18 protein-coding genes are annotated in these 23,454 nt (G+C 71.9%); 5 read left to right on the forward strand and 13 right to left on the reverse strand.

Annotated elements, in window-relative coordinates; translation table 11 throughout:
• Nucleotides 1-2,946, reverse strand: a complete 2,946-nt coding sequence (locus ACIBSW_RS19405) for a family 16 glycoside hydrolase (protein ID WP_354730466.1) — start codon at nt 2,944-2,946, stop codon at nt 1-3.
• A 124-nt stretch (nt 2,947-3,070) separates the two neighbouring features.
• Nucleotides 3,071-4,045: an NAD(P)-dependent alcohol dehydrogenase gene (locus ACIBSW_RS19410; RefSeq protein ID WP_354730464.1), complete on the reverse strand. Its 975-nt coding sequence runs from the start codon at nt 4,043-4,045 to the stop codon at nt 3,071-3,073.
• Between the two features lie 94 nt (nt 4,046-4,139).
• Between ACIBSW_RS19410 and ACIBSW_RS19415 the strand changes: the two genes are divergently transcribed.
• On the forward strand, nt 4,140-4,826 hold the full coding sequence (locus tag ACIBSW_RS19415) for a TetR/AcrR family transcriptional regulator C-terminal domain-containing protein (protein WP_354730462.1): 687 nt from the start codon (nt 4,140-4,142) through the stop codon (nt 4,824-4,826).
• Here ACIBSW_RS19415 and ACIBSW_RS19420 read toward each other — a convergent pair.
• Both ACIBSW_RS19420 and ACIBSW_RS19425 read right to left on the reverse strand, forming a co-directional pair.
• Nucleotides 4,795-5,130 carry a transcriptional regulator gene (locus tag ACIBSW_RS19420; protein WP_354730460.1) on the reverse strand — a complete coding sequence of 112 codons (336 nt, stop codon included), beginning with the start codon at nt 5,128-5,130 and terminating at the stop codon, nt 4,795-4,797. The genes ACIBSW_RS19415 and ACIBSW_RS19420 overlap by 32 nt on opposite strands.
• Nucleotides 5,127-5,801: a hypothetical protein gene (locus ACIBSW_RS19425; protein WP_354730458.1), complete on the reverse strand. Its 675-nt coding sequence runs from the start codon at nt 5,799-5,801 to the stop codon at nt 5,127-5,129. Before ACIBSW_RS19425 ends, ACIBSW_RS19420 begins: the two co-directional genes overlap by 4 nt.
• Nucleotides 5,802-5,890: 89 nt before the next feature.
• Here ACIBSW_RS19425 and ACIBSW_RS19430 point away from each other — a divergent pair, with 89 nt between their 5' ends.
• The 3 genes from ACIBSW_RS19430 to ACIBSW_RS19440 all read left to right on the forward strand — a co-directional run bounded on the left by ACIBSW_RS19430 (nt 5,891) and on the right by ACIBSW_RS19440 (nt 9,137).
• Nucleotides 5,891-7,105 (forward strand): alpha/beta fold hydrolase, encoded by a 1,215-nt coding sequence (locus tag ACIBSW_RS19430; RefSeq protein ID WP_354730456.1) that lies wholly within the window; start codon nt 5,891-5,893, stop codon nt 7,103-7,105.
• A 30-nt stretch (nt 7,106-7,135) separates the two neighbouring features.
• Nucleotides 7,136-7,693 carry a histidine phosphatase family protein gene (locus tag ACIBSW_RS19435; protein ID WP_354730454.1) on the forward strand — a complete coding sequence of 186 codons (558 nt, stop codon included), beginning with the start codon at nt 7,136-7,138 and terminating at the stop codon, nt 7,691-7,693.
• 316 nt (nt 7,694-8,009) lie between these two features.
• Complete coding sequence (locus ACIBSW_RS19440; RefSeq protein ID WP_354730507.1) at nt 8,010-9,137, forward strand: helix-turn-helix transcriptional regulator; 1,128 nt, start codon at nt 8,010-8,012, stop codon at nt 9,135-9,137.
• A 5-nt stretch (nt 9,138-9,142) separates the two neighbouring features.
• Here the strand turns inward: ACIBSW_RS19440 and ACIBSW_RS19445 are convergent, their stop codons facing one another.
• Nucleotides 9,143-10,612 carry an MFS transporter gene (locus ACIBSW_RS19445; protein WP_354730509.1) on the reverse strand — a complete coding sequence of 490 codons (1,470 nt, stop codon included), beginning with the start codon at nt 10,610-10,612 and terminating at the stop codon, nt 9,143-9,145.
• Nucleotides 10,613-10,678: 66 nt separating this feature from the next.
• Between ACIBSW_RS19445 and ACIBSW_RS19450 the strand changes: the two genes are divergently transcribed.
• The gene (locus tag ACIBSW_RS19450; RefSeq protein WP_354730511.1) at nt 10,679-11,050 is read left to right on the forward strand and encodes a helix-turn-helix domain-containing protein; all 372 of its coding nucleotides are present in this window, start codon (nt 10,679-10,681) and stop codon (nt 11,048-11,050) included.
• Between the two features lie 9 nt (nt 11,051-11,059).
• Here the strand turns inward: ACIBSW_RS19450 and ACIBSW_RS19455 are convergent, their stop codons facing one another.
• The 8 genes from ACIBSW_RS19455 to ACIBSW_RS19490 form a co-directional block, all read right to left on the reverse strand.
• Entirely contained in the window at nt 11,060-12,706 is a 1,647-nt protein-coding gene (locus ACIBSW_RS19455; protein ID WP_354730513.1) for a S8 family serine peptidase, read from the reverse strand.
• Nucleotides 12,707-12,751: 45 nt separating this feature from the next.
• Nucleotides 12,752-13,033 carry a hypothetical protein gene (locus ACIBSW_RS19460; protein WP_354730515.1) on the reverse strand — a complete coding sequence of 94 codons (282 nt, stop codon included), beginning with the start codon at nt 13,031-13,033 and terminating at the stop codon, nt 12,752-12,754.
• Nucleotides 13,034-13,110: 77 nt separating this feature from the next.
• Nucleotides 13,111-13,650 (reverse strand): gluconokinase, encoded by a 540-nt coding sequence (locus ACIBSW_RS19465; RefSeq protein ID WP_354730517.1) that lies wholly within the window; start codon nt 13,648-13,650, stop codon nt 13,111-13,113.
• Nucleotides 13,647-14,585: an FCD domain-containing protein gene (locus tag ACIBSW_RS19470; protein ID WP_354730519.1), complete on the reverse strand. Its 939-nt coding sequence runs from the start codon at nt 14,583-14,585 to the stop codon at nt 13,647-13,649. The genes ACIBSW_RS19465 and ACIBSW_RS19470 overlap by 4 nt, the downstream gene beginning before the upstream one ends.
• Nucleotides 14,586-14,775: 190 nt before the next feature.
• Entirely contained in the window at nt 14,776-15,156 is a 381-nt protein-coding gene (locus tag ACIBSW_RS19475) for a GNAT family N-acetyltransferase (protein ID WP_354730521.1), read from the reverse strand.
• A 158-nt stretch (nt 15,157-15,314) separates the two neighbouring features.
• The gene (locus ACIBSW_RS19480) at nt 15,315-20,825 is read right to left on the reverse strand and encodes a peroxidase family protein (protein WP_404799385.1); all 5,511 of its coding nucleotides are present in this window, start codon (nt 20,823-20,825) and stop codon (nt 15,315-15,317) included.
• 145 nt (nt 20,826-20,970) lie between these two features.
• Nucleotides 20,971-21,747, reverse strand: coding sequence for a hypothetical protein (locus tag ACIBSW_RS19485; protein ID WP_354729168.1), 777 nt, complete (start codon nt 21,745-21,747; stop codon nt 20,971-20,973).
• Complete coding sequence (locus ACIBSW_RS19490) at nt 21,747-23,417, reverse strand: multicopper oxidase domain-containing protein (protein ID WP_354729170.1); 1,671 nt, start codon at nt 23,415-23,417, stop codon at nt 21,747-21,749. The genes ACIBSW_RS19485 and ACIBSW_RS19490 overlap by 1 nt, the downstream gene beginning before the upstream one ends.
• Nucleotides 23,418-23,454 lie beyond the last annotated feature (37 nt).

The raw sequence follows: 23,454 nt of genomic DNA on the forward strand, positions 1-23,454 counted from the left end.
CTAGGGGAGCGGTTCGATCCAGACGTTGCGATACCTGACCTTGTTGCCGTGGTCCTGTAGGCGGATGGCACCCGTCGACTCGCCCTCCGGGATGTTGCCGCCGGTGCCGGCCGGGATCTCCACCTCGTCGTGCACCTTGCGGCCGTTCCAGACCAGGGTGACGCGGGCGTTCGCGGTCTTGGCGCCGGCCGCGTCGTAGCGGGCCGCGTGGAACGTGATGTCGTAGCTCTGCCACGTCTCCGGCGCGGTGGACGCGTTCACGTCCGGTGCCTTGTGCAGGTAGATCGCGCCGGCCTCGTTGTTGTCGAGCGTCGGGTCGCCGTACGAGTCGAGGATCTGGATCTCGTATCGCTCCTGCTGGTATACGCCGCTGTTGCCGCGGTTCTGCCCGGTCACCTCCGGCGGCAGGAGCGGCACCTTGAACTCGACGTGCAGCCGGTAGTCGCGGAACGCCTCCTTGGTGCGCAGGTCGCCGCAACACACCTCGATCGCGGCGTCCTCGACGGCCGGCCACTGCGGCCGGCGCCCGTCGGTGTGCTGCCAGTCGTCCAGCCCGTTGCCGTCGACCAGCGTGATCCGTTCACCGGGACGGCGCACGCTGATCAGGTCGAGGTTGACGTGCCCGGTGTCGGTGGCGTCGACCCGGTACTGGATCGCGTTCACGCCCTTGCGCAGCGGCAGCGTCTCGGTGGCCGTCGCCCACTCGTCCCAGGTGACCGTCGACGGCAGCGCGACCTGGCGGATCTTGCGGCCGTTGACGTGCACGCTCACGGTCTTGGTGCCGCTGAACGGGTTGGGCCCGTTGGAGTAGCGCAGCCCGACCGCGTAGTCGCCGGCCTTGTCCACCGTCACGTGCGTGGTGGTGGCGGCGTTCAGCGCGCCGAAGCCGGCCACGAAGCCGACGCCGGTGTAGCCGCGGTGGTCGGTGGCGAGCGTGGCGCCGCCCTCCCGGTTGCCCTCCTCGGCCTCGTAGTGCACCTGCCGCGGCCGCGGGCCGGGCACCTCGTTCAGCGTGTACCAGGCCTCGGTGCTCCACAGTGTCTCGCCGTCCCGGGCGCTGAACGGGCGCGGCGAGCGCAGGTGCACCACGCGGTCGCGGCGCAGCCCGGCGACCGTCAGCGTGACGGTCCGGCGGTCGGCGGAGACCTTGGCCGAGGTCACCGGCAGCGTCTCCTGGTCCACCTTCGGGCCGCCGTACTGCGCGGTGGGCACGTAGCGCCACTGCTCGATCCCGTACGCGGTGGGCAGCTTCGCGACCGTGGCGTCGGAGAGCGGCTTGGTGTACTCGATCCTGAATCCGGTCGCGGTGGCCTTCATGGTCCGCATGTCGAAGACGTCGGTGCCGTTCGGGGTGAGCTTCTGCAGGCCGTACCGGAGCTTGCCCTCCTGGCCCCAGTTGCCGTCGGCGCCGAGCCCGCCGACGTAGATCGCGCCGTCCGGGCCGATCGACACCTCGTTGACGCCGGCCTCGAGGCCCTGGGTGTGCCGGAACACCGCGCCCTGCTCCCGGCCATGCACCGTCTCCAGGTACGCGCGCTGCAACCCGCCGTAGGTGACGTCGCCGATGAGGAACTGCCCGCGGTACGGCCCCGACCTCAGCAGCACCGGCGTGCTGGGCGAGTTGGCGATCTCGTTCTGCGGCAGCCACAGCACCGGCCGGGTGACCGCCCGGGCGTCGTACGGGCCGTCCGGGTTGGTGAAGTGCTGGTAGAACGCGCCCTTCTCGATCTTCACGAGCTTGGAGGAGGGCAGCCACCCGCCCTGGTTGTCGGTGACGTACAGCTCGCCGCCCGGTCCCCAGCCGATCCCGTTCGGGGTGCGCAGGCCGCCGGCCACGGTGGTCACCTTCCCGGTGCGCCGGTTGACCACGACGCTGGTGCCGCGGCCGCCGACCGGTTGCGGGTCGGTGGTCGCGCCGCCCAGGTTGATCGAGACCGAGAGGTTGAGGTAGAAGTTCCCGCCCTTGTAGAGCAGGCCGAACGCGAACTCGTGGAAGTTGCCGCCGAACGGCCAGACGGCCACGGTGCGCCGCGCGTCGAGCACCTCGTCGCCGTCGGTGTCGCGCAGCTCGGTCAGCTCGTGCTTCTGCGACACGTACACCATGCCGTCGACGACGGCGACGCCCATCGGCTCCTTCAGGCCGCCGGCGAGCTTGCGGTAGACGACCCTGCCCGGCCCGGTCTCACCGGTCACCTTCTCGACCAGGTACACCTCGCCGGCCAGGGTGTCCGAGCCGCCCCACGTGCTGAGCACCATCTTGCCGTCCGGCCGCCACGCGATGCCGGTGACCTGCGGCTGGAAGCCCGGCGGCCGCAGGTCGGTGAGGTCGTAGCCGGGGTGTACGGCGGTGAGCGGCAGCCCGTCGCCCGGCGTGTCCGTTCCGGAGGTGCACTCCTTGCGTCCCGGCGCGGTCACCCGGACCACTCCGGCGTCGGTGCTCAGGGCGCCGGTCGGCACCACCGCGAAGCCGTCCGCGCCCGGCGGGCGCCAGGCGAGGGCGAGCCGCTGGCCGCCGGTGCGCTCGAAGTGCTCGATGCGCAGCGGGTGCGCCCCGGCGGTCAGCTCGATCGTGCCGTCCTTGGGCTCGGCGCCGTGCAGCCCGTCGTGGTCGACCACCAGGGTGTCGCCGATCCACAGCTTCGAACCGTCGTCGCTGGTGAGCCGGAACGTGTACGTCCCGGCGGCGGGCGCGGTCAGGGTGGCCAGCACGTGCGTGACGAAGTTGTCCGCCAGGCCGAACTGCTCGTCGGTCGACCAGTCCACCGTCGGCATGAGCTTGTCCACATTGGGCGTCTGGCCGGGCTTGAGGTCGCAGACCCGGCTGAGCGGCACCCCGATGTCGTACGTGCGGAGGGTGACCCCCGGCTCCTGGGGCGGATCGCCGGCGTACGCCGGCACCGCGGTGAAGGTTCCGATGAGCAAGGCGGCCACTACCGCACGTTTCATGGGCGCTCCCGTTACGGGTGGAATTCAGGGTGGTGAATATCCTGATCGAGTTTCCGCGATGCGTCCATGACTTTCGATGAAGTTGTTCAAACTTTTGCCTCATTACACGAAAGCTTCGTCCTCATCAGACAGTGATGACGACCTTCGCGGTGGCGTGCTCCTGCTCGAGGTACCGGATCGCGTCGGCCGTCGCCGAGAGCGGGAACATCCGGTCGATCGCCGGCGTCAGCGTGCCGGCCGCCGCCATGTCGGCGAGCGTCGCCAGGTCGTCCCGGCTGGTGACCGCGCGCAGGATCAGCACCCGCTGGCTGACGAAGCGGGACATCAGTTGCCCGCGCAGGATCAGGCGCATGGGCCCGAGGAGGCTGCCGCCCTCGTAGACGCCGCCGCCGGAGAGGATCAGCGTCCCGGCCGGCGTCAGCGCGCGCCGGTACTCGCTCAGGGAGCGGTTGCCCACCAGGTCGAACACGACGTCGTAGCGGCGGCCGGCGGCGAAGGCGTCGTCGCCGCGGTAGTCGACGACGTGGTCGGCGCCCAGCGAGCGGACCAGCGCGACGTTCCTGGTGCCGCACACCCCGGTGACCTCCGCGCCGGCGGCCTTCGCCAGCTGCACGGCGAAGGTGCCCACCCCGCCCGAGGCGCCGTTGATCAGGATCCGCTGCCCGGGCGCCAGGCCGCGCAGGCCCTGCAGCGCGGTCACGCCCGCCAGGGGAATCGCGGCCGCATGCTCCGGCGTGAGGCCGGGCGGCCGCGCCGCCACCAGGTCCTCGGCGACGCTCACGTACTCGGCGAACGCGCCGTCGGCCGGGCCGAGGTCGCCGAAGACCTCGTCGCCCGGGCGGAACCGGGTCACCGCCGGCCCGACCGCCTCCACCAGCCCGGCGAAGTCGCGGCCGCGGATCCGGGTCTTCGGGCGTCGCAGGCCGACCGAGAGCCGGGCCAGCCCCGGGTCGCCCCGCATGACGTGCCAGTCGTACGCGTTGACCGCGGCGGCGCGGACCCGCACCAGCAGCCGGTCGCCGTCCGCGGCCGGCCGCTCCACCTCCTTGAACCGCAGTACTTCCGGTCCGCCGTACCCGTCCTGCACGATCGCCTTCATCGCTGCCTCCCTCGTCGCTAAGGTGTACGGCGTACACCCGCTTGAGGTGAGGATAGGTGTACGGCGTACACCAGGTCAACGGAAAGGTGGGCCGATGGCCCTGAGCAGGGAACGAGTGCTGCACGCCGCGGTAGCTCTGGCCGACGTGATCGGGATCGAGGCGCTCAGCATGCGCAAGCTCGCCCAGGAGCTCGGCGTCGTGCCGATGGCGCTCTACAAGCACGTCGCGAACCGGGACGAGCTAGTCGACGGCATGGTGGACACGGTCGTGGCGCGGATCGACGCGCCGGAGCACGGCACCGACTGGAAGCCCGCGGTACGGCAGCGGGTCCTGTCGGCGCGGCGGACGATGCTGCGGCACCCGTGGGTGTCCCGGGCGATCGAGACGCGCCAGGCGCCGACGCCGGCGGTGCTCGGGTACCTGGACTCGGTCATCGGCATGTTCCGGGCCGGCGGCTTCTCCGCCGACCTCACCCATCACGTCATGCATGCCATGGGCAGCCGGGTGCTGGGCTTCACCCAGGAGCTCTTCACCGCGCAGGAGGGGCCGGCCGACCCCGCCGCGGCGGCCGCCGCCGCCCGTGAGCTGGCGGCGGCCTTCCCGTACGTCGCGGAGATGGCCCTCGCGGCCGCGCACGAGGACGCGTCGATCGTCGGCTCCGGCTGTGACGATCAGTTCGAGTTCGAGTTCGCGCTCGAGGTGCTCCTGGACGGGTTCGAGCGGCTGCACGAGCGGGGCTGGACCTCGCTCAGTCCCCGGGGGTCTCGACCCGCGCGATGAGCAGCTTCAGCCGCCCGATCTCCGCGGCGAGCGCGGCGCTGCCGGCGGCGGTGAGCGTGATCCAGGTGCGGCCGCGCCGGCCGGCGTACCCCTTCTCGACCTCGACCAGGCCGGCCGTCTCGAGCACCCCCAGGTGCTGGGAGAGGTTGCCGGCGGTGAGCTCCAGCTGGGCCTTCAGGTAGCCGAACTCCACCCGGCGCGCCTCGTGCGTGATGGTGAGGATGCCGAGCCGGACCCGCTGATGGACCACGTCGTCCAGGCCGGTGACCGGGTGGGCGTCGGGAATGCCGGCCTCGGCGGTCATCGTTGCCGCCGGCGGGCGATCGCGAAGCCGACCGCGCCCAGCAGCAGCACGACGCCGTTGATGACCTGCTGCGGGAGGAACATCGTCCGGGGTCCCCAGTCCTCGCCCCAGCCGAAGTCGACCGGCACCAGCACCACCGCCAGGTACACGAGGGTGAATCCCAGCAGGGCGAGGTTGCGCTCCAGCCGGGCCAGCACCAGCAGCGCCACCCCGATCGTGCCCCACGGCGTGATCAGGCGGTCGAACACGAGCGCCCACTCCGGGAAGCGGGTCGGGTGGGTCGGGAAGTACAGCGCCGCGGCGATCCACGCGGCGGTGAACAGGGCGGTCAGCGCGGCGCCGGTGACCGCGTAGGGCAGCACCCGGGTGTCCACCCCGCGGGCCCGGGCGGCCCGCCGGTAGCAGAACGCGATCGCCGCGTACGCCACCAGCAGCGCCACGGGCCAGTAGTACAGGACGCCCCGTCGCGCGAACGCGCAGCTGCCGTCGGGCGCGCAGTCCAGCTTCATGCCGAACCAGTCGAACGGGATCCCCACGAAAGTCACCGCCGCCAGCACCAGCAGCGCGACCCAGGTCACCCGCTGATCGACCCGCACCCGGCGGGCGAGGGCGTGCACGTCTGACAGCAGCCGGCGGGGGTCGTCGCCGGCGGATACCGATTCAGTGGTCATGCCAATAGGTTTGCATGACAAACCGATTTGCGCCAGCCCTCAACTTTGTTTCGCAGCGACGCGGGCGAAATCGCACCTATTGTCGGATCATGAGGCAGCTGTTCGACGACCCGCTGTGGCAGATGTTCGCCGAGCGCGCGCTGATGACGATGACCCGCGGCGGCGCCGAGTACGGCGAGGTCGCCGTGATCGCGGAGCAGGCCGGAGCCGGCGACGCCGGCGCCTGGCACGAGGCCTGGAGCGGGTACGCGGACCGGGTGCGCGGCTGGGCCGAGGACAGCCACGACCGCGGTCACCGGGTCAGCGCCCGCGAGGCGTACCTGCGGGCCGCCACCTATCTGCGCGCGTCGTACCAGCCGCTGTTCGGCGAGCCGGCCGACCCGCGGCTGGTGGCGGCGTTCGAGCGGGAGTCGGACTGCTTCGGCCGCTTCGCCGCGCTCGCGCCGCACCCGGTGCGGCCCGTGCGGGTGCCGTTCGAGGACACCACCCTGCCCGGCTACCTGTGCCTCGCCGCCGACGGGGTGCGGCCGCTGCTGGTCTGCGTCGACGGCTACGACAGCAACGTCCACGAGATGTACTGGTCGTTCGCCGTGCCGGCGCTGCGCCGGGGCTACCACTGCCTGCTGGTGGACGGCCCCGGCCAGGGCGGCGCGCTGATCCTGCAAGGGCTGCGGATGCGGCCCGACTGGGAGACCGTGCTGCGCGCGGTCGTCGACGCCGCGCTGGCCCGCCCCGAGGTCGACGCCGACCGGATCGCCGTCATGGGCTGGAGCTTCGGCGGCTACCTCGCGCCGCGCGGCGCCGCCGGCGAGCCGAGGATCGCGGCGCTGGTCGCCGACCCGGGCCAATGGGACCAGGCCGCCGCGATCCGGGCCGTGCTACCGCCGCCGGTGCGCGACGCGTTCCCCGACGTCGACCCGGCGGAGCTGGAGCCGCTGCTGGCCGCGGCGGCCGGCGATCCGGTCGGCCGGTGGAAGCTGGTGCAGCGCGGGTTGTGGGTGCACGGCGCGGCCACCCTCGCCGAGATGATGATCGACCTCGGCCGCCGCTACACGCTGTCGGACGTGGCCGGTTCGATCGCCTGCCCGACGCTGGTCGCCGCCGCCGACGGCGACCCGGCCTCCAGCGGCGCCGAGAAGCTGTACGCGGCGCTGAACTGTCCGAAGAGGATGGTGCGGTTCACGGCCGCCGACGGCGCGACCGGTCACTGCGAGGCCTGGAACCGCTCCCGCTTCGACCAGATCGTCTTCGACTGGCTGGACGAATCCATGTGCGACCACTCAGGTTTCCGTGGGCAGATCTAGGGTGACTCCGCCGAGGGCAGGATGTGATTCATGCTCGACGCTACGAACATCACAGTCATTCTGGTTCCCCACTGCGCATCCGTGTCCCGCGATGGTTGGGCCGGGAACCACGACGATCGCCCGCTGAGCAGCACCGGCAATGAACAAGCGCAAGCACTGGCACGCGCAGTCGGCACGGACATCGATGCCATCTACAGCAGCCCGACGTTGCGCTGTCGGCAGACCGTCGAACCGATGTCCGCAGCATCTGGGCGAGCGCTCATCGAGCTACCCGGGCTATATGAGGCGGCCGGCTTTCATGAACCCGCCGAGTGGGTCGACGGCGTGTACGCCCCGATGGGCGAAGCGGTCGCCGGCGCCTGGATCGCTGGTCAAGCACTCGGCGCCCTCGCCCAGATGGTCGGTACCAATGGGGATGGGCGCGTCGTGGCCTGCTCTCACGGTGATGTCATCCCGGTCCTGTTGTCCTTCTTGGCGGGCGCCTACCGCATTCCGCTGCCCTCGCTGGTAGACCGCGGCGGTTGGTACGCGTTGCAGTTCGTCGCCGGGCGACTCACGGTTACCGGTCACTCGGCCAGCGATTCCTGAGCTTCCTCGCCCGTCGAGCCAGTGGACGTCATGATCGCGGGCTTCCTGCTGCCATCTCGATTATTCCGTACGGACACACGGAAGCTCTGTGGCACACGGCCCGGCCTCGCTGCAACGCGAGGCCGTGGCCGGGGCCGCCGGGCTGAGACCCCGCAAGGGCATCTGCCTCGCCCTCGCCGGTCGGCTGGTTCGCTTTCGTCCAGTTGATATTGTGGCCCGCGTCCGGGCGGCCGGTCGCCGTTCTCGACGACGTGATCCGCGCGCGATCCCTCGGTGACGAGGCGATCGCGCGCCGCCATTTCGAGGGGGAGCAAGGTTGGCTCGTCAGGAGAAGGCGGTCGATCCGGCGGCCGGCCCGCTCCAGGCGTTCGCCTTCGCGCTGCGCAAGGTGCGGATCGAGGCGGGCAGCCCGACGTATCGGACGCTGGCCAGGACCGCCGGCTACAGCGCCGCCACCCTGTCCGAGGCCGCCGGCGGCACCCGCAAGCCGACCCTGGACGTGGTGCTCGCTTACGTCGGTGCCTGCCGGGGCGACACCGACGAATGGCGCGGTCGCTGGCATGAGCTGACCGCCGAGCTGGCGCAGGCGCCGCCCGTTGCCGGCCCGGTGCCGCCGGTGGAGACAGCCACAGTGGACCCGGCCAGCCCGGCCCGCCGCCGGCCGCGGGGCCGGTACGTCGTCGCCGCCGGGGTCGCGGCGGCGCTGTCGCTGGCGGGGTTCGCCGTCGCCGTCGTGCCGGACCGCGACGACTCCGGTTGCCCGCCGCGGCTGGACGGCGCGGCGTTCACGGCGGTCAGTTACGGCGCGGGAGCCCGGGTCCGCGACGGGGCGGCCCGCGACGCGCCGATCGCCCGGACGATCCCGAGCGGGTGCACGATCGGCTTCGTCGGCTACTGCCTCGGCGAGAAGATCCACGACAACACCGGCGGGACGCCCGACATCCGCTGGTTCAAGCTGCCCGACGACGACGTCATCGCCTCCGGGATCGTGCACGGCAACCCGCCGCCGGACCTCGCCCCGGTCCGGTGCGCCGACGACCGGCCGGGCCCCATCGCGATCGCGCTGACCGCGGCGGCGGATCCGCAACGGCCGGACACGGTACGGCTCACCGCGGCGGGATCCCGCCTGGACATCGTGGGCTTCGCCGCCCTCTACCACCCGGAGGAGCCGCCGACGGCGCGGCGCTGGCGGCAGGTCGGCTTCGCCGAGGAGACCGTCGACCGGCCCGGCTTCGGCGTCTCGTGGCCGCTCGACGGCGTCGCCGCCGGACCGGAGCCGGTGCTGATCGCCGCGGTCGCCTGCCTCGGCGGCGACGGGCCGACGGCGTTCGTGGACGCCCGGTCCGCCGGCACCGACCCTCGCCGGCACCGGTACGCGCGGATCGCGCTCAGCGACCACGAGCAGGCCGCGGCGGCCCGGGCGGCCTGCGCGTACCCGGCGTAGGCGGCTCAGGCCTTCGCCGGCGGCTGTTCCGGCTTGATCCTCGGTAGCAGCAGCGCCATCAGCACACCGGCCACCGCGAAGCCCGCGCCGACCAGGAAGGCCCGGTGGAACACGCTGACCCGGGCGATCTCCATGAGCGCCGGGTCGCCGCCGGCCCACCGCTCCAGCTCGTGCACCTGGCTGAACGCGATCGTCGCGGCGACGGCGACGCCGAGGGCCCCGCCCGCCTCCTGGCTGGTGTTGATGAGGCCGGCGGCCAGGCCCGACTCCGACCGGCTCACCCCGGCGAACGCGATGACCTGCACCGGCACGAAGGACAGGCCGAGGCCGAGGCCGACCACGAGGAACGCCGGCAGCACCCGGGTCAGGTAGCCGGCGTCGGCGGGCAGCCGCCACAGCATCAGCATGCCGATGGCGGCCAGGGTCAGCCCGACGATGAGAACGGGCTTCGCCGCGACCTTGGTGACCAGGTTGGCGGCCAGCCCCGCGCCGACCGACACGATGATCGCCAGCGGGACGTAGGCGAGCCCGGCCTCGACGGGTGAGTAGTCCAGCACCTGCTGCATGAACAGGCTGGCGAAGAAGAAGAGCGTGACCAGCGTGCCGAACAGCAGCACCGCGGTGATGTTCGCGGTACGCAGCACCGGCTTACGGAAGATGCCGAGCGGGATCAGCGGCTCCTCGGCGCGCCGCTCGATCAGGATGAACGCGCCGAGCAGCAGCACCGTGACGGCGAGGCTGATCAGCGTCCGGGCCGAGGTCCAGCCGTGGTCGAACGTCTCACCCAGGGTGAAGATCATCAGCACCAGGCCGCCGGTGAGGAGGACGGCGCCGGCCGTGTCGAACGACCTGCGCCGCTCCTGCGCCCGGCTCTCCGCCACCACGAGCGGGGCGAGGGCCGCGAGGGCGACGCCGATCGGCACGTTGACGAAGAAGATCCACCGCCAGCCGGGCCCTTCGGTGAGGAGCCCGCCCAGGATGACGCCGGCCACCGACGCGATCCCGCTCACCGCGCCCCAGGCGCCGAGCGCCTTGTTGCGTGGCGCGCCCTCGGCGAACGTGTTGGTCAGCAGGCTCAGCGCGGCCGGCGCGATGAACGCCGAGCCGAGTCCCTGCAGGGCGCGGGCGCCGACCAGCGTGGCCGGGCCCTGCGAGACGCCCGCCATCAGCGAGGCGCCGGCGAAGACGAGCAGCCCGGCCTGCAGCATGCGCCGCCGCCCGAACGTGTCCGCGAGGCGCCCGCTGAGCAACAGGAAGCCGCCGAGCACCGTCGCGTACGCGGTGACGACGTACTGCAGGTAGTTCTGCGAGATGGTGAGTTCGTCCTCGATGGTCGGCAGCGCGACGTTCACGATCGAGACGTCGAGGAACGTCATGAAGCCGGCCGCGCAGAGGAACAGAAGGATCAGCCCGGGCGGGCGTTGTGCCGCCGGGGCGGCCGCGGTGCGACCGCGCGGAGAGTCTGATGTCGACATCGGGCGAAGCTAACATCATGGATATAGTAGGTACCTAGAGGAAAGTGACTATCGAGGAGTCATTCCATGCCGGAGCAGGCCTGCCCGATCGGACCGGTCGTCGACCTCGTCTTCAGCCGGTGGACCACGCCGATCCTGTGGACGCTGCACCAGTACGGCCTGCAGCGGTTCGTGGAGCTGCAGCGCCGGATCGCCACCATCACGCCGAAGGTGCTCACCCAGCGGCTGCGCCAGATGGAGCGCGACGGCCTGGTCCGGCGCACCTACCACCCGGAGGTGCCGCCCCGGGTGGAGTACGAGATCACCGACCTGGGCCGCAGCCTCGCACCGCTGTTCGCCACGCTCGCGGAGTGGTCGTCCGAGTACCTCCCCGCGGTCGAGCAGGCGCGCGAGGCGTTCGACGCCGAGCAGCGGCCGCTCGCGGTCCGCCGGGTCTGAGCCGCCCGATCAGCTCGGGCGTTCCCGCACCGCCGCGTCGGCGTCCACGATGCCGCGGCCGTAGAACCCGTTGAACCGCCTGCCGCCCTCGCACAGGGCGTCGTAGGTGTCGTCGAGGCCCTCCTGCTCATAACTCACGAGCCGCGGCCGCGGGCAGGCCTTCCTGGCCGCGGTGCGGTAGAGCTGCCGCTCGACCCGGCCGGGCGCCATCGTCAGCCCGCCGCGCGACCGGTCGCGCTCGCCGAACCTGCTGGCGATCAGCGCCGCGACCCCGGCGACGTGCGGCGCGGCCATCGACGTGCCCTGCAGGTACGTGTAGTAGCCGCAGACGCCGGCCTCGGTGCAGTCCTTGAGGACGGTCTCCTCGTTGCCGGCGGTGACGTCGCCGGCCGCGTCCACCTTGCCCTGCTCCCGGAGCACCTTGACCGGGTACGCCGAGAGGATCAGGTTGCCGTTCGTCTCGAAGGTGGGCGTGCCGAAGCCGTCGCGGAGCCAGCCGCCCGGCGCGGCGACCGAGGTCTGCTCGACCCCGTAGTTGGAGTAGTCGGCCTTGCGGCCCGAGGGCCCGACCGCCGAGACGCCGATGACGTGCGGGCCCTCGACGGGCAGGTCCCAGCAGCTGTCGTTGTCGATCGGCCGCGGCTTGGCGTTGTCGACCGGGTAGTTCGGGCTGGACGTGTCGGTACCCGGCTTGCCGAGGTCCGTGTTCCCGTTGCCGAGGGCGCCGATCAGGGTGACGCCGCGGCGGTGCGCGTACTCCAGGGCGCGCCGCACGCCCTGGACGATGGCCCGCTGCTCGGCCTGCTGCTCCGCGGTGTCGGCCGGGTTGGCGGTGCAGTTGTAGAGCCACGGGTCGACGTAGAACGACATGTTGACCACGTCGAGGCCGGCGTCGCCGGCGTAGGTGAGTGCGTCGACGACCGGGCCGAGGAAGAAGTAGCCGGAGTCCTGGCCGCCCTTGAGCTCGACGAGCGTGATGCCGGGTGCGACGCCGGAGATGCCGGAGCCGTTGGCGGCCGCGCCGATGGTGCCGGCGACGTGCGTGCCGTGGCCGAGGTCGTCGGTGCCGACCGGGTCGAGACAGCCGTCGGCCTCGCAGGGGCCGTCGATGTCGACCAGATCCGGTGCGAAGTTGCGCGAGAGCCGCCGGCTGAAGTTCGGCGCGAGGTCCGGGTTGCCGGCGTCCAGGCCGCTGTCGAGGACGCCGACGGTGATGCGCCGGTCGCCGGCCTCCCGCTTCCGCGCCCGGTCGGCCTTGATCATCTTCAGGCCCCAGAGCTTGTCGTCGAGCGGGTCGCCCTTCGCGGAGGCGGCGGCCGGGGTCTCCCGCGCGATCAGCACGCCGGCTTTCGGCGCGTACCCGATGGCCCTGCGCTCGCTCGCCCCGGTCAGCGCGGTCGCGGCGGCGGCCCGGGCGCCGAAGTCGGCGCGCCACGAGGTCACCCGGAACACGCCGACGGCGTCGTTGCGGCCGACCACGGTTCCGCCGGCTGCGGCTATCGCCCGCGCGGCGGCATCGGCGGATATCCCGTCCTCGGCGACCACGGTGTATTCCGTGGGTTCCGTCGACACCACCGGTGCGGCGCCCGTCGAACCGCCGGGCAGGCCGGCCAGGAGTAGCAGACCCGCCGCGGCGGCGATGAGGCGTCTTGCCATGGAACGCTTCCTCCGATGTCGGCGGGAGCCGCCCCGGCTGCCGATTCAGGGACGGCGTGACCTGCTCTCACTCCGCCGGCGGCGAGAGGATCCGGGCGACGCCACATAGACGGCGGCCAGCAGCAACGCGATGACCAGGACGGCGCCGCCCATGGTGATCACGTATCGCACCGTACCGCCGTCGAGCGCCCAGGCTCCTGAGATCACCAGGATCGGCGCCGAAGAACTGAGGAATCCACCGGCCGTCAGCAGGCAGGCGATCACGACCCGCGCGCGGTCGCCGTCGGTGTGCTTGTCTGGGCCGTGGCCGTTGGTAAGGTTACTCATGTTCCGCTCCTCATTGGGCTTCCTGCACAGGGCGTCAGAGATCGGGACGTGACGGCCCGCCTGCCAGCGGGCCGTCGTCACGCCGGGATGTTGCTCGTCGGTACGTCGTCCTCCTCTCCGGCCGGCGGCAGGGCCGCGAGTACCGACGCCACGATCAGCGCCGGGGTCTGGGTGGCATCCACGGCGACGCCGGCCTCGTTGTCGAGGGGCTCCAGCGCCGCGAACTGCGAGGCGACCAGCGACGCCGGCATGAAGTGGCCGGGCCGGGCGGCCACCCGGCCCGCGGCGGTCGCCTCGTCGAGGACGAGATGGACGAACCAGGCCCGCGGCGCGGCGGCCCGCAGCCGGTCCCGGTAGCCGCGCTTGAGCGCCGAGCAGGAGACCACCACGCCGGTGCCGGCCCGGGCGCGCAGATGGTCGCCGATCGCGGCCAGCCACGGCAGCCGGTCCTCGTCGTCGAGCGGCCGGCCGTCGGCCATCTTCGCCACGTTGGCCGGCGGGTGGAAGACGTCGGCCTCCGCGTACTCCAGCCCGAGGCGGCGCGCCAGCAGCTCGCCGATCGTGCTCTTGCCGCAGCCCGCGACGCCCATGACGACGACCGGCAGGGCCGCGCTCATCGCTCGTCCCGGCTGCGCAGCACGCCCACGATCGCGAGGTGGAACGGCTCGCGGTCCGCCTCACGCATGCCGCCGAGGTCGAGCTCGTGCAGCGCCCGCGCGAGCGCGTCGAGCAGGTCGGGATTGCTCAGGTAGCCGTTGTGGAACTCCGCGAGGACGGCCCGGGCGAAGGTCTCGGCCGCGTACGGGAGGCCCTGCTCGACCGCGTACGCGAGTCCGAAGTGGAACCAGAGCGCGAGCGGCTCCGGCCGCCGGGGGAAGCGCTTGCGGCTGCCGGGCACGGGATCGAAGGACCGCTCGTCGCCGGCGGGCGCCTCCCCGTACGGCCGGGGCGCGCCCGCCCACTCCTTCTCGATCCGGAAGTTCACGGCCCGGGTCACCTGGTCGACGAGGGCGCTGAACATCTCGTTCTGCGAGCCCTGCAACAGCATCCGGTGGAACTGCTCGTCGACCCGGCGGTACCGCTCGCGGCAGGCGAGGTCGAACTCGGGCGCCTCGCCGATCGACTTGAACTCCAGCGCGAGGCTCACCAGGTCGCGGCACACGTCGGCGGAGGCCCGCTGCGCGGCGAGGAATGCCGCGCGCGGCTCGACGGCCTCGCGCAGCTCGGTGAGCGAGCGCATCTGGAAGCGTGGCGCGATGTCGAGCCGCCACTCGATCACGTCGCGGTCGAAGACGTTCCACCGGTCGATCGGCTCGACGGTCGCCCCGGTGCGGGCCTTGAGCGTGACGAGGCCCTTGTGCTGCAGGACCTGCAGGATCTCCCGGGTGAGCGGACGGCTGCAGCCGAGCAGGTCGATGACGTACTCGATGCGCAGCACGTCGCCGGGCCGAAATCCGCGATCACCCGAGACGATGTGCTTCCCGATCTTCACGATCCCGGCGCGCCGCGGACCGACGCCCGACTCCTCGAAGTCCTCTTCAGAGAGCGTCATGGGTGCAATGTAGTCAGAGCACCCTCCTAAAGCCAGGCTTAAGAGACCGGTTTCGGGGGTTCATTCATGACGAGATTGGCGCTACAGCCTGTCGTTCAGATCATCAGGGTCGCCAAATGCCACTCTGCCTGGGCAAACGCCACACTGGCGAGAATTGGCCTTCGGGTGAGCCCGTAACCCGAAAGGGTTACTAGAACGGCGGCCTGTTGTCGATCTCCATCCAGCGCTCGGGGTGGCCGATCGGCGCGAACCCGGCCTTCTCGTACACCCCGTGCGCGTCGAGGGTCGCCAGCATCACGCGCTTGATGCCATGGCGCTCGGCCCACTCGACGGACCAGTTGGCGAGCATGGTGCCGAGGCCGCGCCCCCGGTGGCCGGGGTCGACATAGACATCACAGAACCAGACGAACGTCGCATAGTCGGAGACGATGCGCGCCACCGCGGCCTGCCGCCCGTCGGCGGTGTAGAGGCCCACCGGGACCGAGTTGGCGAACGAGCGCTCGACGACCTCGCGCGTGCGACCCTTGGCCCAGTAGGCGTCGGTGGTTATCCACCGGGCGATGTGGTCCATGTCGAGGTCGGCCGGGTCTTCGCTCAGTCGGTAGTCGCTCACCCCGCCCATCCTCGCGGCGCGAGATCGATCAAGAAAGTTCCAATCGTGAACCGGTGGCCCGGCCACACCGACGTCCGGTGGTGCCGCGGGTGCGGCACCACCGGACGGGGTTGTTTCTAGCGGGTGGTCGCGGTGACCGTCCGGCCGGAGCCGGCGCCGGCCGCGTTGACCGCCTGCACCGTGCAGCGGTAGCGGGCGCCCGCGCGTGCCCCGGTGATCGTCCGGGCGCGGGCCGTGCCCGACGTGGTGGTCACGCTGGGCGCGCCGTGCACGGTGCCGTCGGCGTTCAGCCGCCGGCAGGTGATCCGGTACCCGGTGACCGATGCCCCGCCCGTCGACGACGGCGCCTTCCACCGCAGGGTGGCGGTGATCGGGCCGCCGGCCGCGCCCCGGGTGGCGGTGGGCGTACCCGGCGTGCCGGGCACGGTCCGCGGCTGGACCTTCGCCGAGGTGGCCGACAGGGCGCCGGCCCCGACGGAGTTCACGGCACGGAGCTGGAATCGGTACGCCGTCCCGTTGGTCAGGCCGGTGACCGTCAGCGCGGAGGCGGTTGCCGCCGCGGTCCGGATCTTGCCGACCCGGGCGCCGGCCGAGTTGAGCACCTGGATCTCGTAGCGGGTGATCGGCACGCCGCCCTGGTCGGCCGGCGCGGTCCACCGCACGATCGCCAGCCCGTTGCCCGCGGACACCGAACCGATCGTCGGCATGCCCGGCACGGTCTGGGTGACCGGCGGTACGTCCGGGTTCCCGGGGACGGGCGGGTCGGTGACGGGCGGGTCGGTGGCCGGCGGGTCGGTCGCGGGCGGGTCGGTGGCGTCCGGCTCGGTGGCGGCCACGACCGTGACCGCGTTGGAGGTCGCCGAGAACTCGCTGGCTCCGGCGGCGTTCACCGCGCGGATCCAGAACACGTACGACTGACCCGGCACCAGGTAGGCGAACGTGAGCTCGGTGGCGTCCGGCCCGGCGACGTCGACGTCGAGCGGGATGCCGGTCTCGGCGTCGAGCGCCTGCACCTCGTACCCGTAGATCGGGGTGCCGCCGTTGCTGGCCGGCGCCGTCCATCGGACGGTGACGGTCCCGTTGCCCGCCGTCGCCCTGCCGATCGCCGGGGCGCCCGGCGCGACCGGGGTGACCGGCCTCGTCGGCGTGACCGGCGGGGTGGTCGGGGTGACCGGCGGCGTGGTCGGCGTCACCGGCGGGGTGGTCGGCGTGACGGGCGGGGTGGTCGGGGTGACGGGCGGGGTGGTCGGGGTGACCGGGGGCGTGGTCGGCGGGGTGGTCGGGGTGACCGGGACCGCCTTGGGGGTGACGGGTTCGGACGGGCCGACGAACTCGCCCGGGCCGTTCGCGGTGACGGCGCGGACCCGGAAGGTCACCGGGACGCCGTTGGTGAGGCCGTCCACGACCAGGCTCGTCGCGTCGGCGGGCGCGTTGATCAGCCGGGTGCCGGTGCCGTCGTTGACCTCGACCTGGTGGCCGGTGACGATCGCACCCGAGGTGTTCTCCGGCAGTGTCCAGACGACCGTCGCCGACGCGTCGCCGGCCAGGGCGGAGACACCCGCGTACGCGGTCGGCGCGGTGACCTCGACCGTCTGGTCGGCGAACGCCAGCCGCTCGATGTTGCGCAGGGTGTCGGTGCCGTCGGGTCCGGACACGATCAGCGCGTCGTCGACCGGGGTCACGGCGTACTCGTCGCGCAGGCCGGAGAAGACCGCGGTGTCCTGGCCGGCGGCCGGGGCGGTCAGGATCTCCCGGACCGTGACGATGTCGCGGGGGTTGACCCGGCCGGCGAACACGTCCGCCTGCAGCTGGGCCATGCTGCCGACCGTGCGCAGCTCCTTGCCGTCGGCGTCGCGGACGCTGAGCCGGACGTTGAGGTAGCGGTCGCCGTCGATGACGTCGTCGCCGCCGCGGCCCTCGATGGTGTCGTTGCCGGCGCCGCCGAGCAGGATGTTGCCCTCGCCCCACACGTTGCCGCTCAGGGCGCACGGGCGGCCGGTCTGGTTGCCGACGGCGGAGGCCGCGGTCGGCAGGCTCGTGATGATCCGGTCCAGGCCGGCGATCCGGGCGATGCCGGCGGCGTCGAGGGCGTCGCAGCCCAGGAAGCCGGCGCCGCCGATGGTGGACGGGATCACGTCGTCACCGCGCAGGATGTCGTCGCGTGCGCCGCCGGAGAGCGCCTCGACCTCGTTGTACCGGTCGCGGACGCCGGCGGCGAGGATGTCCAGCGGGATCAGCGGCAGGTCCAGGTCCGCGTCGACCGGCTGGTCGTCGCCGCCCTGGTCCGGGCGGGACGCGATGGACCAGTCGAAGCCCGAGCCGCCGGCGTTCTTCTCGATGCCGGGGCCCTGGACGCCGATGTCGTCGCCGCCCTCCATGTCGTAGTCGTCGTCGCCGCCCTGGCCGATCAGCACGTCGTGGCCGGGCTTGTTGGAGTCGTCCAGGAAGAACAGGTTGCCGCTGTCGCCCTGCAGCAGGTCGGGGGAGTCGCCGCCCTCGGCCCAGTCGTCGCCGGCGTCGCCCCAGAGCATGTCCTCGCCCTCGCCGGCGAAGAGCAGGTCGTCGCCCTCGCCGCCGAACGTCAGGTTGGCGTTGGCGCCGCCGTTGGTGAAGTCCCGGCCGTCGCCGCCCAGGATGAGGTCCAGGCCGGGGCCGCCGTCGATCGCGTCCTCGCCGGGCCCGCCCTTGGAGATGTCGTCGCCGCCGAGGTCGGTGAGGACGTCGTCGCCCTCGCCGCCGAGCGCGATGTCGTTGCCGGCGCCGCCCTCGATGACGTCGTCGCCCTCGCCGCCCCAGACGGTGTCGTTGTCGTTGCCCGCGCCGACGCGGTCGCGGTCGTCGGTGCCGGCGAAGACGGACTGCGCGTTGATGCCCGGCTTGTCGACGCTGTTGCGGGCCCGGTACCTGATGGTCCCGTCCGGCATCCTGATCAGCAGCGCCTTCTCGTCGCAGGCCGAGGCGGGGTCGTCGGCGACCTGGTTGCCGAAGCGCTCGTACCCGGCCACGGTGCCGGCCAGGTGCGCCAGGTCGAACGCGCAGTCGGCGGTGGCGAACGAGTCGGCCCGCAGGCTGTGCGCGCTGGTGGTGCGCCCGATCAGCTCGGCGAACGAGTTGCCCTCGAGCTGGCTGCGCAGGTTCATGCCCGGCGTACGGGCCAGGTAGTAGAGCCGGTCGCCGTTCTGCAGCCGGGTGAGCTGGTTCTCGAAGACGTAGTTGAACGTGCTGCCGAGCAGGCCGCCGAACGGGTTGGTGGTCTCGGCGAGCCCGCCGATCCAGAGGTCGACGGCGTCCAGCCCGGTGTTCCCGGCGGTCCAGGTGCCGGTGGCGTTCATGAACGCGGCCGCGTCGGCCGGCGGCTCGTCGCCGTCCTGCGGGTCGACGATCGCGCGGGCCGCGAGCCGCTTGGCGGCGAGGTCGGCCGCCCCGGCGATGCTCGGGTGCGTGCCGTACGCGGCGACGAAGTTGACCAGCGACTCGGGGTGCTTGAGGTTCTCGCCGAGGTCGACCCAGCTCACGTACGGGGCGAGCTGGCCGTCGTTGGTGCGCTCGTGCAGGGTGCGCCGGAAGACGTTGAGCGACGGCACGCCCTCGGAGCGGCCCCGGGCGATGTTGATCGCGGCCAGGTCCATCGGCAGGCCGAGCAGGTTGCTGCGCAGCGTGTCGGTCATGAACTCGTCGAGCTCGTTGCCGACCTGGCCGGACATGCCCCGGACGATCTGGCCGGCCGCCTGCTCCGGCGTCAGCGTTCCGCCGTCGGTGTACGCGGGCGGGTTGAGGAAGCCGTCGAGCAGCGACATCGAGGCGTCCGAGCCGTCCTCGCGGGTCCGGGCGATGCGCTCGTTGAGCATCGAGTGGCCGAAGCGGTAGACGGCGTGCGCGAACTCGGCGTAGACGGCCGGGTTCAGCTCGGTCTGGGTGAACGCGAACGGCTGGAACGGGTTGATGCCCGGCTGGATCTTGCGGGCGAACTCCTCGAAGACGAGGTGCTGGTACTCCATCTCGTTGACGAACCGGGCGGCCTGGAAGATCCGCTCGCCGTTCCAGGCGTCGCCGAGCTGCCACTCGGCGAGCGCGGTGCCGTCCTCGGTGAGCACCCGCTCGATGTCGGCGACGAGCCGGTTGTGCTCGGCGTGGAAGATCTCGTGCACCGCGGTGAGGCCGATGTTCTCGTTGACCCGGCCGTCGCCGGCGATGTAGTGCGCGTCGAGCATCTCGTCGTCGTACGTGCCGGCGGGCTGCTTGGTGAAGTCGGCGCTCGCGGTGTCGTCGTCGTCGGCCCGGGGCGCGACCGGCGCGGTGGCCGGGTTGTGGTCGGTGTCCTGCGGGGTGGGGTCGGCGTGGTGCGCGATGTCGGTCAGGAACGGCGTGTCGAAGTGCAGCACGTCCGCGGGTACCCGGACCGGGTTCGCGGTGTCACCCTCGACCAGGCCGGAACGGGTCACGTACTGCGGCAGGCCGCGGGCCGGGCCGGGCACGAACCGGCCGTACGGGTCGGCCAGGATCATCGGCACGTTGAGCGCGTCCGCGTCGCTGAGCTTCAGGCCGAGCAGGGTGCGGGACTGGATCTTGGTGTCCGCCCAGGTGGGCAGGCCGCCGAGCGGGCCGGACAGCATGTTGCCGGTGGACACCGGGCGGCCCTGCGCGTCGGTGACGTATTCGCGCAGGAAGACCTGGTGCGCGGCGTGCGAGGCGTAGGTCTGCGAGTTGTCGACGTACGGCGTGTCGGTGTTGACCGCGTCCTGCACGTCGTCGGCGGTGCCGAGCTTGCCGTCGGCGCCGGGCTGGTTGGCGGCCCGGGTGAGCACCATGAACCGCATCGAGGGTGCGACGTAGCGGGCGTCGCCGGGCTTCGGGTCGTCGGCGTTGCCGGGTACCCGGTCCGGGCCGGCGATCAGCGGGTCGTCGGTCTTGAGCGGCACGATCACGGTGCCGCCGCCCTTGACGGTCTGGTCGATGCCGTGGTCGAAGAACTGCCCGAAGAGCGTGAACCACGAGTTGTACGGCGCGGACAGCCCGACGTCGGTGGTGACGTTCGGGATGAACAGCGTGCCGTTGTCGTCCGCCGGCGTGGTGGCGCCGCCCTGCGAGCGTACGGGCCGGTTGGCCGCCGCGACGGCCGCCGGGTTGGCCGCGGTCTGGTCGGCGATCAGGTTGCTGATCATCCGGGGCTGGGCGTCGACGACGGTGTTGTTCGCGCTCTTGTCCGCGTACGTGGTCGGGAACGACGGGCTGCCGGGGCCGAACAGGCCGGCCGGAGCCTTCTCGGCCGCCCGGAAGTCCTTGCCGGCCATCCGCGGGAAGGTCTGGTCGGCCGCGCCGAACCGCTCCTGCCCGGCCGTGAGGTTGGTGCAGGTGCCGTCGACAGTGCGCAGGCCCTGCGACACCAGCGGGCTGGCCAGCTGGTCCGGGCCGGTGCCGACCAGGGCGCCGCAGGGGCCGGTCGCGCTGGTGGTGTTCGCGACGTGCGCCTCGGCGATCTTGATCTGCTTGAGGATGTAGGCCAGGTCGGCGGCGGTCACGGTGAAACCTTGGCCGATCGGCCCGGCGGTGGCCGGGGTGGCCACCACGACGGTGGCCAGCAGGGTGGTGAGCACGGCGCTCACTGCGGTGCGAAGCGGGAGCCTCATTACGCGCATCTCCGGGGGAGTCAGGGGAAAAGCGTTGAATTCGCACATCTTGGGCACCGCCGGTGTTGCCCGACTCCCGTCCACCTGTGGGCATGCTGAAGGGCCGCACCCGTTGCCGGGGACGGCCCTTCAGGTAGAGCTCAGATCAGCTGTGGTGGCCGCCCGAAGACCTCGTGGTCAGGTCGGGGATGCCGTGCGACAGATCCACGCCCGGACCGGGCAGGTTCGCCGCGACCGCCACCCGGTCGCCCGGTACGCGCGCCGCGCGCCCCAGCGCCTGGCGTACGGCCTCGACCTGGCCGTCGCTGATGATCGCGCCGAAGTACCGGACGGTCAGCCCGGAGCGCTGCACCGTGGTGCGGTAGCGGTTCAGCGAGTCGGACAGCACGCCCTCGGCGTCGATCGACGCCGACACGTCGGCCGGCAGGACGCCGGCCGCCGGGACGACGGCGAACGTCAGGTCGTGCACCAGCACCGGCTGCACCAGGTAGAACGCCACGCTCGCCGGCTGGTTGTCGCGCATGAACGCCTCGGCGTCGGGCACCGAGACGCCCTCGTCCAGCACCAGCGTCTGCTCCGGCACCAGGTACTCGAGCAGCTCGGGGCTGAACACCGCGAACGTCGCGTCGGTCAGCGTGCCGAGCTTGGCGCGCTGCGCCGCCGCGCGCAGCTCGCGGGCGATCTGCCCGCGGTCGGCGCCCTTCGCCGGGTGGATCGCGACGGCCGCGCGCTTGCGCACCATCGGCCCGTCGAAGGTCGTCGTGGCCAGGTCGTCCCCGTGGTCGTCGTTGACCGGGCCGGTGGCGGCCTGTGCCGGGGCCTCCAGCCAGCCGCCCCAGCGGGCCAGCGCCGCGCCGCCGCCCGCCAGCAGGGCGAGCACCAGGCACCACCGCAGGGCGTTGCCCCAGGTGAGGCTCTTCATCAGGTACCCAGCGGGTAGCTCGGCCCGTACTCCACCGGCTGCTCCGCCTCCGCGTCCGGGTACGCCGCGTCGGCGCGGACCGGGTCGTTGGTGTTGAGGTCACCCACCGCGAACTGGATCATCATGTCGCTGTCCTCGTGGATGAGGTTGTGGCAGTGCACCATGTAGCGGCCGCCGGCGTTGCCGCCGCCGGTGGTGAACTGCATCAGCACGCTGACCGTCTCGTTCTCGCCGAGGTAGAAGACGTCCTTGCCGCCGTTCTCCCAGGCGTACGCCTTGCCGTTCGGGGTGTTGTTACGGCCGATGATCCGCCCGTCGATCAGGTGGATGTGCAGCGGATGGAACCAGCCGCCCGACTCGTTGACCAGATCCCAGATCTCGACGTCGTACGGCTTCGGGTTGCCGAAGATCCGCTGGAAGCCGCTCTTCTCGACGTCGTCCCAGGTCTCGCCGTTGATGGTCCAGATGCCGTGCTTGCGCTCCAGCCGCATGCGGCGCCGGGCCGTGGCCATGTCGGGCGTCAGCTTGTTGACGTCGATGGCGCCCAGGTTCGCCCACGGCTGCGGACCGAGGTCGAGCGTCTTGGGGATCACGTACGGGTCGGGCCCGGCCGGATCCGCGACCACCTCGAACTGCATGACCTTGTTGGTCTTGTCGAAGTCCTCGTTGTTCTTGTTGCTGAGGTTCTTCAGCTCGATCTTGGTGCCCGGCTTGTACTTGCGGAAGTCGATCAGGATCTCGTAGCGCTCGGCGGGCGCGTGCCGCCACGACGACACCGCGGTGACCTCCGGGGTCATGCCGCCGTCGGTGCCCACGACGTAGACCTGGTCGTCGGTGCTCAGCTTGAAACGGTACGAACGGGAGATGCTGGACACCAGCACCCGGAACCGGTAGACCCGGGGCTTGACCCGCATCTTGGGCCACGGCACGCCGTTGACCAGGATCACGTCGCCCATGAAGCCGGCGTTGTCCTCGCCGTCGAAGGCCACCGAGCCGTTGGCCTTGAACGCCATGTCGCTGACCACCAGCGGCACGTCGTACTCGCCCTGCGGCAGCTGCCGCTGCTCGTGCTGGTCGTGCAGGTGGTACATCGCGGCCAGCCCGACGAACGCGTTCTTCGCGGTGGTGCGGTGGTTGTGGTCGTGGTACCACATGGTGCGGGCCTGCTGCCAGTTCGGGTAGCGGTAGGTCTTGGCGTGCCCGGGGCTGGTGTGGTCGTTCGCGTACCCGTCGTACTGCGGCAGCGAGGCCGAGCCGTGCAGGTGGGTGACCGTGTTGAACTCGCCGCTGTACAGCGGGTGGTTCTGCAGCGCGTTCGCGATCCGGACCTCGGCCCGGGTGCCCTGCTGCACCTTGATGGTCGGGCCCGGGAAGATCCCGTTGTAGCCCGCGATCGTGGTGAGCAGGCCGGGGACGATGCTGGCCTGGCCGATCCTCTGGGTGAGCCGGTACTTGTGGAACGGCCCCTTGTCGTCGACGCCCTGCTCGCACGGCATGAGCACCGGCGGCCGCCGGAACATGTTCGTGAACGGGGTCGGGGTGTTCTTCGCCGCGAGCTTGCTCTCGGCGGCGATCACCTGACCGCCTGCGCCGGCCACGACCAGCCCGCCGCCACCGATCGCGAGCGCACCCTTGATCAGGCCGCGCCGGGTCACCATTCCATCAGTCATCCGTACTCTCCGTGTCCATCTCACCAGTCAGGCGCAG

Source organism: Actinoplanes sp. NPDC049668 (assembly GCF_044465445.1).
In the GTDB taxonomy this organism is placed as follows: Bacteria; Actinomycetota; Actinomycetes; order Mycobacteriales; family Micromonosporaceae; genus Actinoplanes.

Coding starts and splice junctions, on each gene's coding strand:
- ACIBSW_RS19415 (WP_354730462.1), top strand. CDS start 4,140: ATGGCCCTGAGCAGGGAACGAGTGCTGCACGCCGCGGTAGCTCTGGCC.
- ACIBSW_RS19450 (WP_354730511.1), top strand. CDS start 10,679: ATGCCGGAGCAGGCCTGCCCGATCGGACCGGTCGTCGACCTCGTCTTC.
- ACIBSW_RS19475 (WP_354730521.1), bottom strand. CDS start 15,156: ATGGACCACATCGCCCGGTGGATAACCACCGACGCCTACTGGGCCAAG.
- ACIBSW_RS19480 (WP_404799385.1), bottom strand. CDS start 20,825: ATGAGGCTCCCGCTTCGCACCGCAGTGAGCGCCGTGCTCACCACCCTG.
- ACIBSW_RS19465 (WP_354730517.1), bottom strand. CDS start 13,650: ATGAGCGCGGCCCTGCCGGTCGTCGTCATGGGCGTCGCGGGCTGCGGC.
- ACIBSW_RS19405 (WP_354730466.1), bottom strand. CDS start 2,946: ATGAAACGTGCGGTAGTGGCCGCCTTGCTCATCGGAACCTTCACCGCG.
- ACIBSW_RS19435 (WP_354730454.1), top strand. CDS start 7,136: ATGCTCGACGCTACGAACATCACAGTCATTCTGGTTCCCCACTGCGCA.
- ACIBSW_RS19460 (WP_354730515.1), bottom strand. CDS start 13,033: ATGAGTAACCTTACCAACGGCCACGGCCCAGACAAGCACACCGACGGC.
- ACIBSW_RS19430 (WP_354730456.1), top strand. CDS start 5,891: ATGAGGCAGCTGTTCGACGACCCGCTGTGGCAGATGTTCGCCGAGCGC.
- ACIBSW_RS19445 (WP_354730509.1), bottom strand. CDS start 10,612: ATGTCGACATCAGACTCTCCGCGCGGTCGCACCGCGGCCGCCCCGGCG.
- ACIBSW_RS19410 (WP_354730464.1), bottom strand. CDS start 4,045: ATGAAGGCGATCGTGCAGGACGGGTACGGCGGACCGGAAGTACTGCGG.
- ACIBSW_RS19490 (WP_354729170.1), bottom strand. CDS start 23,417: ATGACTGATGGAATGGTGACCCGGCGCGGCCTGATCAAGGGTGCGCTC.
- ACIBSW_RS19425 (WP_354730458.1), bottom strand. CDS start 5,801: ATGACCACTGAATCGGTATCCGCCGGCGACGACCCCCGCCGGCTGCTG.
- ACIBSW_RS19420 (WP_354730460.1), bottom strand. CDS start 5,130: ATGACCGCCGAGGCCGGCATTCCCGACGCCCACCCGGTCACCGGCCTG.
- ACIBSW_RS19470 (WP_354730519.1), bottom strand. CDS start 14,585: ATGACGCTCTCTGAAGAGGACTTCGAGGAGTCGGGCGTCGGTCCGCGG.
- ACIBSW_RS19455 (WP_354730513.1), bottom strand. CDS start 12,706: ATGGCAAGACGCCTCATCGCCGCCGCGGCGGGTCTGCTACTCCTGGCC.
- ACIBSW_RS19485 (WP_354729168.1), bottom strand. CDS start 21,747: ATGAAGAGCCTCACCTGGGGCAACGCCCTGCGGTGGTGCCTGGTGCTC.